10 protein-coding genes are annotated in these 13418 nt (G+C 36.6%); 6 read left to right on the top strand and 4 right to left on the bottom strand.

The window, feature by feature from the left end:
* Positions 1 to 19 precede the first annotated feature (19 nt).
* Positions 20 to 1027 carry a polysaccharide deacetylase family protein gene (locus IE080_RS00180; protein ID WP_189578226.1) on the bottom strand — a complete coding sequence of 336 codons (1008 nt, stop codon included), beginning with the start codon at positions 1025 to 1027 and terminating at the stop codon, positions 20 to 22.
* 74 nt (positions 1028 to 1101) lie between these two features.
* Here IE080_RS00180 and IE080_RS00175 point away from each other — a divergent pair, with 74 nt between their 5' ends.
* The 6 genes from IE080_RS00175 (at position 1102) to hppD (ending at position 10628) form a co-directional block, all read left to right on the top strand.
* Positions 1102 to 2655 carry a hypothetical protein gene (locus tag IE080_RS00175; RefSeq protein ID WP_189578224.1) on the top strand — a complete coding sequence of 518 codons (1554 nt, stop codon included), beginning with the start codon at positions 1102 to 1104 and terminating at the stop codon, positions 2653 to 2655.
* The gene (locus IE080_RS00170) at positions 2648 to 4321 is read left to right on the top strand and encodes a DUF6044 family protein (protein WP_189578222.1); all 1674 of its coding nucleotides are present in this window, start codon (positions 2648 to 2650) and stop codon (positions 4319 to 4321) included. The genes IE080_RS00175 and IE080_RS00170 overlap by 8 nt, the downstream gene beginning before the upstream one ends.
* The gene (locus tag IE080_RS00165) at positions 4318 to 5883 is read left to right on the top strand and encodes a hypothetical protein (RefSeq protein WP_189578220.1); all 1566 of its coding nucleotides are present in this window, start codon (positions 4318 to 4320) and stop codon (positions 5881 to 5883) included. Before IE080_RS00170 ends, IE080_RS00165 begins: the two co-directional genes overlap by 4 nt.
* A 185-nt stretch (positions 5884 to 6068) precedes the next feature.
* Entirely contained in the window at positions 6069 to 6893 is an 825-nt protein-coding gene (locus tag IE080_RS00160) for a polysaccharide biosynthesis/export family protein (RefSeq protein ID WP_189578218.1), read from the top strand.
* Positions 6894 to 6895: 2 nt separating this feature from the next.
* On the top strand, positions 6896 to 9364 hold the full coding sequence (locus tag IE080_RS00155) for a GumC family protein (RefSeq protein WP_189578216.1): 2469 nt from the start codon (positions 6896 to 6898) through the stop codon (positions 9362 to 9364).
* A gap of 169 nt (positions 9365 to 9533) precedes the next feature.
* On the top strand, positions 9534 to 10628 hold the full coding sequence (gene hppD / locus IE080_RS00150) for a 4-hydroxyphenylpyruvate dioxygenase (RefSeq protein WP_189578214.1): 1095 nt from the start codon (positions 9534 to 9536) through the stop codon (positions 10626 to 10628).
* Positions 10629 to 10698: 70 nt separating this feature from the next.
* Here the strand turns inward: hppD and IE080_RS00145 are convergent, their stop codons facing one another.
* The 3 genes from IE080_RS00145 to IE080_RS00135 all read right to left on the bottom strand — a co-directional run bounded on the left by IE080_RS00145 (position 10699) and on the right by IE080_RS00135 (position 13414).
* The gene (locus tag IE080_RS00145; RefSeq protein ID WP_189578212.1) at positions 10699 to 11706 is read right to left on the bottom strand and encodes a 1-acyl-sn-glycerol-3-phosphate acyltransferase; all 1008 of its coding nucleotides are present in this window, start codon (positions 11704 to 11706) and stop codon (positions 10699 to 10701) included.
* A gap of 6 nt (positions 11707 to 11712) precedes the next feature.
* Positions 11713 to 12636 (bottom strand): bile acid:sodium symporter family protein, encoded by a 924-nt coding sequence (locus IE080_RS00140; RefSeq protein WP_189578210.1) that lies wholly within the window; start codon positions 12634 to 12636, stop codon positions 11713 to 11715.
* A gap of 73 nt (positions 12637 to 12709) precedes the next feature.
* Positions 12710 to 13414: a response regulator gene (locus IE080_RS00135; RefSeq protein ID WP_189578208.1), complete on the bottom strand. Its 705-nt coding sequence runs from the start codon at positions 13412 to 13414 to the stop codon at positions 12710 to 12712.
* Positions 13415 to 13418 lie beyond the last annotated feature (4 nt).

The following is a 13418-nucleotide window of genomic DNA, read 5'->3' as shown; positions in this document are numbered from 1 at the left end:
ATACTACAGAAGGGCTTTTTTAATGGATCTGTGGGGTAATGAGTCCTGCCGAGGTGTCATGCATGGATGATGAAATGAGTGACTTCATGGAATGGGATTCCATGCCATATTTGCTTTTTAACAGTTGAAAATGCTGAAGTATCTGTTCAAGCTCTTGAAGGGATGTTTGGGGATTTTTTCCAAAATTATGAGGATGCCACCATAAATGGTACATTTTTTTGGATTGGGCACTAAGGGTCAATTCATTGAGGATTCTTTGTATGCGCAATTTATTGATAAGGGTATTTGATTCTTTGTGTGGGCGTAATAAACGGGAGGCAGGCACGATCCAAGGACCATTTTCATATGGATAAATTTGTGCGGGAGTAACCAAGGAACTCGTTCCAATTGGAATGAAGCAATCAACAGTTCTAGATACTTTTTTCAGTAATGATTCGTGCTGGGTTTCCTGCCAATACCAATTTAATGGATTGCCTCTGACAAAATCAAACCCTTCCTGCTTGCATATACTCAAGTATTGCAGGTGCATATGATTTCTAGGAAACACCAAGGATTGTAAAGAAATACCTAACTTTTCCTTGGCAATGCGCTGTGCGGCTTGAAGGTCTTTTCTGAACTGCAAGGGTGTCTGACCACGCATTAACGTGTAATAATGGGCAAATGTATGGCTACCTATTTCTTGTCCGGGAGTTTTGAATATTTCTTCAATAAGTTGGAATGCAAAGTGTAAATCTTTGTCAAGTCCATTTTTTGTAGTCCATTCATAAGCTGAAAAAGCAGGGTTTCTATAAGAAGGCTTGTACTCAGGTTGATAGGAAAGCCATTCTTCCTCATTTTCTGCAAATAACATCCCTACCGTAGCCCAAGTAGCTTGGATCTGATATTTTTCAAATAAATCCAGAATTTTGGGTATGGTATTGCGAGTATTTAAAAAATAGGTTTTATCAATTTTAGAACCCACTTTGTCAAACACTCCCCATAATAATTCGAAGTCTAAGCTAATTACAAAAGCACTACTTGTATTCATGGTTGAAAGTTAGAAATTTTCCTCATTTTTGATGGTATTTCATTAGTTTTAAATTAATCTGCGAAATTTGATTTGTGAAAATCGGTAAGACATTTACTATTGTCATCTGGACAGTTTTTCTCCTTCACTTGGTATTGGTGATAGTAGCGATACCTAGGGGATTTGATTTTTCTGATGAAGGGTTGTATGGATTGATGGCATCTCCTGACCAAGAAAATGTACAGCGCATATTGAATTACGATGTGTTTTTTAAATTGATTTTTCAATTTACCTCCATAGAGTTTTCTATCATTGAGTTAAGGTTTCTTCGCCTCTTAGTTACTGGAGTTTCCTGGATAGCAGCCATGCAAGCATTGCGAATACTCGAGAGCAAAGTTGAAAGTTGGCAGCTTGTGATGCTTGGAATCAGTGTATTGCTGTCTTACACATTTCTCCCACAATCGCTTTCTTACAATCATTTGACGGTGATGTCAGGTCTGTGTATGCTTCCCATAATTATCAAATGGTACCACTACAAAAAGTCCAGCTTACTGGATGTCATTGTGATTGGATTGCTGTTGGCTTTATTGGCATATGTCAAAGTAACGGCAGCCTTGGGTATGGGTCTATTGATGGTTGGGTTATTGGTGAGGTCGAAGCAACTGTTCAATTGGAAAAATTTGTTTTTATATCTGCCCTTTTGTTTGATGGAAACCATCAGCTACTTTTTTTTGGGTGAAAGTAGGTTTTATGAGGTGTTTATACAATTGATGGGAGGAGTGGTGCTTGTGCATTATCCTACTTCTTATGTTGTCAAAACATTGGTAGTTGGTTTTTTATGGTTCATGTGGATTTTTTTAGCAGGAAAACTCATTGGAACAACTTCACAATTTATTGGCAATCCTTGGATTCGGTGGAGTTTTGGGTTCCTTATGATTGGTTGGAGTGCCTATGTCACGTTCATCGTTCCGGAACCAAGTATCCTTTTTGTTGTAATTTTTATAAGTATTCTGGGCATGTTAAGTACTTCAGCTATTTCTTCTTCTTCTTCTGTTGGATTAACTTTGCTATTAGTCGGTATTCCATGGCTACTACATGCAGGGAGTAATGTGTATTTTTTCCGAATGGCTATTCATTATTTACCATTTTGGATGCTTTTTCTGTTGTCTTTGGAAAACACAAGACCACGTGTTTTTAAGCGTTTTTTTTGGTTTTTCCCTTTCGCTAGTCTAGGGCTAATGGTTTATGCTTTGTGGCTACATCCCTTTAGGCAGCCTTCCTTATTGCTGCAAAACAGGATTTACACCATGGGTAATGGTCAGGAGATTTTGATGGATAAAGCAAGAATGGAGTTTTTGCATGATATTCGTGCATACATGGAGCAGTATGACGTTGGTACTGATGAGCTGTTTTCCTTTTATCAAAATCCTGGTGTTCTCTATGTACTTGGCTTAGTCCATCCCAAAGTTCCTGGAGTATGGAATGCAGCTCAATTAGAGATGTTAGCTATGGATTGGAAGGATTATAAGTTGCTGATATTTTCTCCTGAGGGAGGCTCGACTTTTCCATGGGATGCGTATTTTGAGCAAAAATATATCTATGAATTTGAAGGAGAGCGATTCGAAATTTGGATTAGAACAAATGAGTAGTTTACAAAGAAATTCTGTCATTTTTGTGGGTTTAGGAGGCTTTTTGCTAGCACTTTTGGTGGTGTTGCCTTATCTGTTTTTAGGAAAAGATGTGCATGTAATTGTTTCTGATAATTTAGATTCTAATTTTGTATGGTTGCGTAATTTGGCATCTCAAGGGAAGCTTTTGGCTCATCCTTCCTCTGAGGTAGAAGGATTTTTACTAGTGACACCTCGCTTTTCTTTTCCTTCCGGTATTCATGGTTTTGCGTTACTGTATGCTTTCATGGATTCTTTTTGGGCTTTTGCAGTTCAGAAATTCTTAATAAGTTGGATTGCCTTTGTGTCCATGTATTATTGGTCAGGAAGGTTATTATGCAATGCAAACATTGTCGACCGCTTAGCACTTGCTGCGATATGGGCAAGCCTGGTATTTTACCCTCACAGAGGCATAAGTTTGGCTGCAATTCCATTGCTTGCTTGGTTATTTACAAGCTACAAAGACCAGAAAATTGATACTCAAGCAATTATTTTTCTTTTATTTTATGGCTTTTATTCGACACCCTTATTGAGTGGTTGGTATGTATGGTTTGGTTTTTTTGCTTACACGATTTTTTATAGTATTTCTTCCAAAAAGACGGCATGGAGCTTGGTGTTGTTTCTTGGATTGTGGTTGCTTTGTTACCTGATTCAGGAATATCATTATCTATATCAGTTTTTTGTGGAAGATGAATTTATTTCACATCGGACGGAATTCAGCTATTACGAATACCTTTGGAAAGATTGGAATCCTATTTCGCTAATCTTATATGGTGACTATAGTGGGATTGTTTATAGTTTGATCTATCCTGTAATGGTTTTTTTCGGTCTTCTTTTTTTTGGGATGCAAAAGAAACTTTATGGTATTCCTCGAGTATTTACATTGTTGTTGATTTTTATTCTTGGATTTTGTTGGCTGATATCCCGTTATTTTTCCTGGAGTCTTGGAAGTATTGACCTTCCAATCTTACAATCACTCAATCTGCTTAGATTTAACCATTGGATACCCTTTCTTTTATTTTCTGTTTTGGGATATTGGATTTTGCAGATGCAGTTTAGTGGGAAGCGCTTGATATTAGTCGTATTAGTGGGTATAAATTGTTTGGTTTATCAATATGAATGGAGGCATAGCTTTTCCTATGCTTCTTTATTATCCGAGTACAGGACTCCTTCTTTTCGGGAGTATTTTGCCGAAAAATCATATGATGAGATTAAAGCATTTTTGGGTCCGGATTGGTCATCCTTGCGTTTAATACATGTGAATATGCCTCCAGCCGTGAGTGTCTATAATGGTATGAGAAGTTTGGATGGTTATATACAGAATTATGCTTTAGAGCATAAGTATGCGGTAGGAAAAGTTATTGCAGAGGAAATTCGTGGAAATGAATTTTTAGAATGGCAATTTTGGAGATGGGGTAATAAATGCTATTTTCAAAACAGCACCTATCCTGATGATTATATGCGGTATCAATGGCTGGATTTTTCTCCAATTATGGAATTGTCCTGGGATTTTGAATATCTCAAACAAGTCTTGGGAGCAGACATAGTTCTTTCATCTGTACCCATTGACATTCAAGAGTTAGAATTTTTGAATAGATTTGAACATCCAAACTCTGCTTGGAAGATTTATATTTATTCCATACGATGAAAGTTAAGTTGTCCACCCATCATCAATTATTGATTTTTTGCCTTGGATTACATGTGCTGTTGTATTTCACTCCATTTAGATTTCAGGTCAATGACGATGTTTTGATGATGTGGTTAGTTAACGGCGCATATACAGGTGAGGTCGAATATTATGCAGTGTTTATCCATCCTATTTTATCTGGATTATTAGCAAGTTTATATACTATTTCCAGCAGTGTGGAATGGTATGTATTGGCTTGGTTTGCGGTTATGATGCTTGCAAGCTATGAATGGATGAAATTGGTATTTGCTAATTTCAAAGATAATGGTCACAGGCTTTTTTGGTCTTGTATATTTTTGGCCTACCATATCCATCATGTTTATTTTTTACAGTTTACAGCTGTTGCTGGCATTGCAGCATTTGTAGGGACTATTGGTATAATTTCCAATTTAAAGCATGTAGGTCAACAGAATTCATTGGGCGGATATTACTTTTTAATTATTGCAGCAGTTTTGATTCGAGCGGATTCATTTCTTTTTGTGTTGTTCGGTTGGCTGATTTATTGGCTTGTTTTTGAGGATTTTCGCAAAATTCTGAATATCATTAATCAGCATAGAAGCTTGCTTCTTGTTTTGATATTGTTGATTTCGGTTCATTCCGGCTTTCGGTTTTCTTTGAAATATGGAGCCTTTGAAAAATTTAATAAAGCTCGTGCAGGCGTAATTGATCATCCCTTTTTCCAATTCACAGATCCTGATAAGGAAGATCCTTCCCAACTTAAGTGGGTTTACTTTAAAGAGTGGCTATTTGAAAAATCAGATGTTCCAACAATACAGGAGCTTAAAGCCAAAAGAAGTGAGCTTCATAAAGGTTTTTTGTCTTCTGACTTTGCTAGGGCATTTGGAGAAAGGATTTTTTTACGAATGAAGTATGAGTATTACAAATCCTTTTTTTTGATCAGTTTATTGGGAGCAATTTCCTTTTTGGGTTTTCGATATCCCAAATTGATCATTTTTGGATTTTTATGGGGCTTAAGTTACGTTCTTTTCAATTACTTCTTGTTATTAGCAGGGAGAGTGCAGACGTTGTTTGGGCTTATCATGCTGGGTGTATTGTTTTTATTTCACCTAAGCAAAAAGAAAAACGCTCAAACTGGTTTTTTTTATGTGGTAAGTTATTTGCTTGCTACCTTAGTGATGATTCACTCAGTTAATGTGTGGGTTTCCAAAAGTAAATGGGAGCGCTGGAATAGGGATGTTTATGCTTGTCTTGCGCAAGTACCTGCTGGAGAGCTGATATTTATTCATGGGCTGAATGCGGAATTACATCATGTTACTTATAGCTCACAAAATCCAATACCTTTCAGTATGCTGGGATGGATTTCTAGAAGTCCTATGCAGCATAAGCATTTTGAACGGTTTGGAATCCGTAGTTTAGAAGAAGCTGAAAAAGTCTACCTCATTCAAAGCAAGGTTGATTTACCAAGTTATCTGCCAGCTTACCTGAATGATTTTTATGGGGATTATACGGTTTCAAATATCTTTTCCACTGGTAAGTTTGAACTCTTATTGTTGCAGAAGTGAAGGTATATCCCACAAATTGAATTTTTTTCAGATCGTTTAAATAAACGGGGGGGAAATTTAAAGTTTAATCTAGAATCAACTTATCAAAGTCCAATTTGTAAATCTTTCCGAGCATAAATTGTGCAGGTTGTGCTTTCTTCAAGTCAGATTCTTTCTCTATCTTTGGTTTCTGTTGAAATGTTCACATGGTAAGAATCAGTGCCTTTATTATATTTATTTTCTTTTTTGCAAGTTCCTGTATCAGCAACAAAAAGATTACCTACTTACAAAATCTTCCCGGGAATAAGCCAATTGAATTGAATGAATTTATTCCTTATGCGAAGGTGGATTATGTATATATTCTTCAGCCTTTTGATATAGTGGATATTGATTTTGCTTCATCTGATGAAGAGCTTTTGCAGGGGTTTGTATTGCAAGGAGCACAGGGCATGCGCGGAGGAGGAGGAATGATGATGGGCGGAGGCGGAGGTGGCTCTGATATCTTTTATTTCACGGGATACACTATTGATCAAGATGGTTTTGTAGAATTGCCAAGGCTGGGAAAATTAAAAATCGGAGGAATGTCCGAAGAGCAAGCCCGAAACATAGTTCAAGAAGCTATCAATACATACTTCAAAGAAGATGTTTTTGTTAGACTTAGAACAGCAGGCATCAGATACACTACCTTGGGAGAATTTGGCTCTGTCGGAACAAAGGTTATTTTCAGAAATAGGGCAACAATTTTTGACGCATTGGCGGCATCAGGAGAAACAAATATTTTAGCAAAGCGGGAAAAGCTCTTTTTAATTCGTCAATATGATGGAGGTACCCAATTGCATCAGATTAATTTAAATGATCGAGCCTTATTAGGTTCTCCTTTATATTTTATCCAAAACAATGATATCCTATATCTGGAACCCAGAAAAATAAGACAGATTGGAACAGCTGACAATCTACTTGGGGCCGTACAGATAGGTGTTGCGACATTGTTAACAGGATTGTTGTTAGTCACTATTTTTGTTGGAAATTAGGTATGGAAAAACTAGATCTTAGCCAACTAGATAATGAGGAGAAAGCGCTCGAAATACGCTATGTAGTTGCGAAATACATTCGTTACTGGCCTTGGTATGTGCTCTTTGTATTGTTTTTCGTCATTGGAACGTATATTTTTCACAGATACACGGTAGATGAATATTCTGTAGCAGGTACTATTGTCATCAAGGCGAATAATACACCCGAAGCCAAGATTTTAGATAGATCAAGAATTTTTTCTGGACAATACAATCTTGAAAATGACATTTTGATGTTGTCTTCTAAGCAGTTGGCAAAGGAGACGCTTGCCAAGCTTCATTTTGATGTGGAGTATTATGCAAAGACAAATATTAAAGAAATAGAATTATATGACCGTAGCCCCATTCGGATTGAAGTAGATTGGGATCATTTACAAATCACGGATGTTCCTGTTCAGTTGGATATTTTGACAGATAAAACCTTTAAGTTGAAGCCAGATGAAGGTGGATTTTTTGATTTCAATCCTGCGAGAGCATCGGGAAATGAAGAGCTATTCAATAGGGTTTTTACCTTTGGAGAAGACATACAGACTTCCCGAGCAAAATTTAAAGTTTACTTATTTAACCCGGGAAGGGTTGGGGAAACAATTGTATATGTGCTCAGGAATCCTCAAGCTTTGGAAGATAGGATGGCTAGGTCTATTGGCATTACCCTTGTCAATGCGATGGCATCAGTTCTCGAAATCCGCACGACGACCACTGTGGTAGATAAAGGTAGAGACTATATCAATGCCTTGATGGAGAGTTACCTAGACTATGAGTTGAGGGAAAAAAACAGGAATGCCGAAAATACCTTACGATTTATTGAAGAACAGCTTGGGTACTTAGAAGACTCTTTGAGAAGAAAAGAACGTGAGCTTCAAAATTTTAAGGTTGAGAATAGGATGATTAATGTATCGGCTGAATTTTCAGACATTCTCAACCGAATGAATCGATTAGATGAGCAGGCTCAAGAGCTTGATTTTCAACTATCTTATTTTGCTTCCATCAAGAAGTATATGGAAGGAAAGACCAAGGATTATTCCCAGGTGATTGCACCTTCTGTAGTGGGGATTCCGGATCCTTTGCTCAATGGACTTATTCAAACCCTGGTTACTTTGTCACAAGATAGAAGGAAGTTGTTAGCCTCAGTTAATGATAACCACCCGGACATCACAAAAATTGATGTACAAATGGATAAAGTCCAAGATGCTTTGGTGGAAAATATCGATAACTTGATATCAAATACCCGTGAAAAACGAGAATTACTCCAACAAGATATCATGGTCTATGAGGATCAGTTTAGGGCACTTCCTGAGGCTGAATCCAGATATTCTGCCATTTTTAGAGAGTATCAATTGCGTGAAAATTTATATACATATTTGCTGGAAAAGCGTGCGGAAGCCGGTATTGCGCGGGCCTCTAATGTATCTGATAATGCCATCCTTGATTATGCAAAAAGAGGTACATTAGTATTCCCGAAGAAGCAACAAAATTACATAATGGCTATTGCTCTCGGTTTTTTAATTCCATTTGGGTTTTTGGTGATCAGAGATGTTTTTGATGATAGGATTAAAGATCAGAGAGGATTGAAAAAGCACTTTATGATTCCACAATTAGGGATTATTGGGTATAGTAAAAAGGATACGAACATGGTCGTATTAGAGCATCCCAAGTCAGCTGTTTCGGAGTCTTTTAGATCGTTAAGATCGGCGATTAATTATCTGGCATCTGATAAAGAAAGTAAGAAGATACTAGTCACTTCATCAGTTTCCGGGGAGGGAAAAACTTTTACCTCTCTTAACCTTGCTTCTGTAATGGCCCTAGGTTCCAAAAAAACTGTGGTGGTTGGTGCTGATTTGAGGCGGCCCAAACTTGGTTCATATTTTAATCACTCAGAAAAGAAAGGATTATCTTCATTCTTGATTGGAAAGGTTAGTGAAGAAGATATTATCATCCCAACAGCAAACGAAAACTTATTCTTTGTACCCTCAGGCATAATCCCTCCAAATCCTGCAGAATTACTACAGACAGAAAAATTAAAGCAATTTATTTTATATTTAGAAGAGCGGTTTGATATAGTTATATTCGATACTCCACCGCTTGGATTGGTGTCAGAAACCATTGATTTGATGCGCCTGTTTGATATCAATTTATATGTTGTAAGACAGAATTATACTATGAAAGATCATTTGGTAATGATCAATGATTTGTTTAATAACAAGCAGGTTAACAATGTTTACGGTGTTTTCAATGGTATTTTAGATTCGGGGTACTATTATGAGGGATACAATTATGGGTATGGTAACACCTACCTCTACTCCCAAAATAATAAATATATGTATAATTATTACGGTGAGGATTTGGAAGAAAAGAAAAAGCGTTTTAAACGGAGCAAAAACTGGCTGAAGACCTTTTGGCAAAAATTTAAAAAAGGTTTAAATGGTGAATGATTCAATGAATAGAATCATGTGAAACTTCCGGCCATCAAGAACGTGATTTTTTGATGGTTTTTTTTTGTGATCAGTTCTAATGATCAATGGAGTAGACAGCAAATCCCTTAACCAAGCGATATTTTTTGTGTATATTTGCACTTGATTTATAAACCCAAAAATTTAGGATATGCAACAGGATTTTCTCCCAATCAATGGGACAGATTATGTAGAATTGTATGTAGGTAATGCCAAACAATCTGCACTTTACTATCAATATGCATTTGGTTATGAATTGGTGGCTTATGCCGGACCTGAAACTGGTATCCGTGACAAAGCATCCTATGTTTTAAAACAGGATAAAATCCGTTTAGTATTGACCACTCCATTGAAAGAGGATCATCCAATAGCTGATCATATTAAAAAACATGGAGATGGTGTGAAAGTATTGGCTCTTTGGGTGGATGATGCAGAGCAATCTTGGAAAGAAACTACCTCGAGAGGAGCGGTTTCTTACGCAGAACCACAAACCTTAACTGATGAGTATGGTGAGGTAAAAGTAGCCTCTATTCGTACTTATGGAGAAACAATCCATACTTTTGTTGAGCGTAAAAACTATTCAGGGGTATTTTTACCAGGTTTCAAATCCCGAAAGAGCGAGTATCAGGCTGTACCGATCGGATTGAAATTTATTGATCATTGTGTAGGAAATGTTGGATGGGGTGAAATGAATCAATGGGTTGATTTTTATGAGAAGGTAATGGGCTTCAATTTGTTAATAACATTTGATGATAAAGATATTTCAACAGAATACTCAGCTTTAATGTCAAAAGTGGTTTCCAATGGTAATGGATATATCAAGTTTCCAATCAATGAGCCCGCTGAAGGTAAGAAGAAGTCACAAATAGAAGAATATTTGGATTTTTACAATGGTCCTGGGGTACAGCATATGGCAATCGCAACCGATGATATTATCCATACCGTTTCCGAATTAAGGAAAAGAGGAGTGGAATTTTTAGAGGTTCCGAGTTCTTATTACGATGATCTACTGGATAGGGTAGGTGCTATTGAAGAAGACCTACAACCACTTAAGGATTTGAATATTTTAGTAGATAGAGATGAAGAAGGATACCTTCTTCAGATATTTACTAAGCCGGTGCAGGACAGACCAACGCTCTTTTTTGAAATTATCCAGCGCAAAGGAGCCAAATCTTTTGGTAAAGGAAATTTTAAAGCACTATTTGAAGCTATTGAAAGAGAGCAAGAGCTAAGGGGTAACCTGTAAGTAAAACCGCTATTTATTACCGTCAAAGAAAAGTAGGTTTGGAAACAGGCCTACTTTTTTTTGATTTAGTTTATTCTTGTCGGCTCTGATTACTTAAAACTGACAACATACTGAGTAAGATCCAGCAATATCCTACTATCGGAAGTCCAATAAGTGAAAAAAAGGATGGTACAAGTAGAAGTAATATAGGATATCCTACAAGCCCAATTATAAACTTAAATGTTGCTTGAAAAACAGGGTCCTGAATACTCGGTTTCACTTTTTTCCAAATTAGTTGCAAAGGCCAGTGTATCCATCTGAAAAATATTTTACTAGGTAAGGGAGCAGTGGGCAAGGTTAGTTGATTGTCTGTATCTAAACTTGGAATTGCCTTTCTTACCGCTACTGGATTACTTAAATCAATTTTTTGATTGATGAGATGATGCAATGTATGCTCATATTTGTTCAAAGGTAATTGGGTGACTAATGGATCCAATGCTCTACTAGTGGCAGCCATTAATGCCTCATGTTGATATAAATAAGGTTTAACGGAGATTGAATTTCCAACCATTAAAGTGACTTTTCCACCTGATTGTGTATGATTGGTATAATTGATACCAATAGGAAGGATTACCAAATCAAGATTGGGGCGTTGTTCAAGTGTTTGGAAAGCAATTCGGGTAAATCCCTTTTTTAAACTTCGGAGACTTCGTTCGTGGCTGTGTCCACCTTCTGCAAAAATCAATACAGACCCCAGCTTAGATAAGATTGATACAGATAGGTCAAAGGTTTCATTATTTTTCTCCATATTTTCTTTGCCATCACGAACCCGGTAGACGGGAATCATACGGATAAATCGCAGTAAAGTGTTGGCAATTGGGTTTTTAAATGCTGCTGCTCTAGTAAGAAAATGTGGTTTTAAATGTGTTTGGGTAGCAATTAGCAAAGGGTCAATCAATGCGTTTTGATGATTACATACGATGATTACTGCTTTTTTTGAAGGGATATTATTTTTTCCCAAAAGGACAATTTTCCTGTAAAACAAAAATAGAGCTAACTTAACAAGTAATCTAAGTATCCAATTAAACAGATCTTTCATGAATGTCTAGTTGCTGCTGTTTTGAACAATAATTTTTGTTTTCTTTTTCCAGAGAAATGCCAAACTCATCCCTGATATAATATGCCAAATACCCCACCAGGCTGCGATAATTGCCATCCCGCCAAGACCATCAAAATACGTAAATATTAATACTAATGCCAAACCAGAGTTTTGAATTCCTGTTTCTATGGTAAGAGTTTTGGTGTCTTCCTGTGATAAACTAAAAACCTTAGCTAAACCAAATCCAGCAAACAACGCTGTGAAGTTATGAGCCAAAACCCAGAAGAATATTAATCCAATGAATTGAAGGAAGAGTTTGTAGTTGCCTGTAAATGCCACTGTTACAAATCCAGCAAAAATTATGATGCTGAGTGGTTTAAGAATTTTAGTTGCCTTTAAAGCCCAGTTAGGATATTTCCTGCTCACATACATTCCAAGTAATAGTGGAATTCCAAGAATTAAAGCGACTGTTTGGAAGACCTCCAGGTAAGATAAAGATATGCTTTTTAACATGGCGTCGGCAGGGGAGTAAAATGAGGCCCATAAAGTGAAATTTAAAGGTGTAAGCACTATTGAAAATACAGTTGAAAAAGCAGTTAAAGAAACAGATAGTGCAGTATTGCCTTTGGCTAGGTGAGTTATAAAATTAGAGACATTTCCACCGGGACATGCAGCTACCAAAAACATCCCTAATGATACTGATGCAGGTAGATGTAAAATATGGGCCAAAACAAGTGTAAGTGCTGGTAAAAAAAGAAACTGGGATAAAATACCGGCAATAAAAGATTTTGGTTGTTTTGCTATGTAACGAAAATCATTAAATTTCAAATCAAGTGCGACTCCAAACATGATGATAGCCAAGGAAAAATTCAATATTCTTAAAGAATCCTGATTGAAATTAAGTACGCTGCCATCTAGCTGTTCGATCATATACTAAAGAAAATAAAGAACTAGAAAATATGAGATAAGCGGGTTAAATCGAAAGTTATATACTGCTGTAAACTTAATCTTTTACACTTGGATAGTATGTTTTTTCAGTAATGTTTTTTACAACCTCATCGAGTTCCAGTGCAGATTTTTCCAAGCTTGCCAAAGCATTTAGTCTATCCTTTTCCGATACATCGCTGTCTTTCAAAAAATTAATAAGACCTAGTATCCGTGCAACTGGGGCTCTTACTACATGTGATTGAACCCAAGCTATTTCCTTTAAGGTGTCTAGATTTGCTTGTATTTCTTTATTTCTTTCTGTTAGTTGCGCAGTTCTCTCTTCTACTATAGTTTCTAAGTTTAAGTTTTGCTTTTTCAATTGCTTGAAAAGAAGGGAATTTATGAGCAGGTTTTTTATTCTCAATGATACTTCAACCAAATCAAACGGTTTTGTTAAAAAATCATGTGCTCCTAAGGTTAAAGCTTGTTGTTTTGTGAAATTTGCAATATCTGCTGTTAATACCAGGACTTTTAGATCAGCAGATCTTTGTTTTTTTTGAAGTAACATCAGAATATCAAACCCTGATACATTTGGCATCATGAGATCTAACAAGAGAATATCCGGATTAAAAGTGTCTATTGTCTCCATAGCTAATTTGGAGTCAATGAGCGTTTTAATTTGCTGATACCCATGGTAATTCAAGAGGTCCACCAAAAGGTCCACATTTGATTGTTTATCATCAATTATCAAGATTTTTAATTGCTTTATATCCTCTTCCATTTGA

Origin of the sequence: Mongoliitalea lutea (assembly GCF_014652135.1) — a bacterium.
Classification (GTDB): Bacteria; Bacteroidota; Bacteroidia; order Cytophagales; family Cyclobacteriaceae; genus Mongoliitalea; species Mongoliitalea lutea.
Note: the sequence above shows the minus strand (reverse complement) of the source record. Positions and strands in the feature narration are given on the sequence as shown.